Genomic DNA, 1,137 nt, shown 5'->3' on the forward strand with positions numbered 1-1,137 from the left:
AGACCGTTGTAATGCATTTGAGAGCACGTTTACTCAACCAAAATATAGTTTCACTAAATATGACTTTTTCAAAATAAAAATCTGATATAAATTGAACTCAAATTAAACTGACCTATTTTGAAAAAAGCATTACTTCTACTATTTTTATTTACAAGCGGAATTACATTTTGTCAATCAAAAGAGTATAGCGGAATTGTAAAAGTAAAAAGTGACAAAACACCACTTCCAGGAGTAAATGTTGTAATTAAAGGAACAAAAATCGGAACCAAAACTGACTTTGACGGATATTTCAAAATTTCTGTTCCAGACTCTCTAAACATACTTTCATTTTCATTTTTAGGTTTTCAAACTTTAGAATATAAATTAGAAACAGAAAAAAAAATTGAAGTATTCTTAAAAGAAGATTGTAATATTGATTGGTTTGATGAACGTCATATTGGTTTTTATTTAAATAGCGGAGTTGTTAATAATCCTGTTGGTGGACTAATTCACTTTTCTTTTACACCAAATTATAATTGGCCAACAATTAAAACTGGAATTAGTTACCAAACCAACCTAAAAGAAAATAAGTTTCTTAACGCTTACTTGAATTTTCATCATCTTTTTGTCAGTTGTGATTTTAACGCTGACATCAATACCGCTTTGAGAAACTTGGAGTATGATAATAATATAGAATTAACTGCATATTCAGTTGAAACAAGTCTTAATTTTAATCGTTTTAATGCGATAGTTGGCTTAAGCACTATTGACTATAATAAAACGTCGGAAAACGAAAATATAAATTCCATTGGACCAACATTCGGACTTGGAACTTGGATTGGACAACCATTTTTAATGTCTATATCTGCGAAAACAACGATTTATAAAAACTTGAGCGAATACCACGCTGAAATAAAAAAACAGTACAAAGGAATTTATGGATTTCTAAAATATTATAAAGTTAACGACTTTAATGAATTGAGTTTAGGAATCGGAATCGAATTAAGTTATTAAAAAATAAAAACGCATTACAACACCGTATAAAATTAATTGCTGGTTTTAGTCTATTTACGAAAGTCCTCGCGGACTTTCTATCTGTGATTTATTTGCTAACTTTAGTGCTTAAACCACGCAACTAATCTTACACAAACACGTTGG

Annotated in this window: 1 protein-coding gene; it reads left to right on the forward strand. The window is 29.3% G+C overall.

What is annotated here, in order from left to right; translation table 11 throughout:
- Positions 1-117: 117 nt before the first annotated feature.
- Positions 118-993, forward strand: coding sequence for a carboxypeptidase-like regulatory domain-containing protein (locus GQO80_RS15710; RefSeq protein ID WP_232333212.1), 876 nt, complete (start codon positions 118-120; stop codon positions 991-993).
- Positions 994-1,137 lie beyond the last annotated feature (144 nt).

Origin of the sequence: Mariniflexile maritimum (genome assembly GCF_009746565.1) — a bacterium.
GTDB classification, from domain to species: Bacteria; Bacteroidota; Bacteroidia; order Flavobacteriales; family Flavobacteriaceae; genus Mariniflexile; species Mariniflexile maritimum.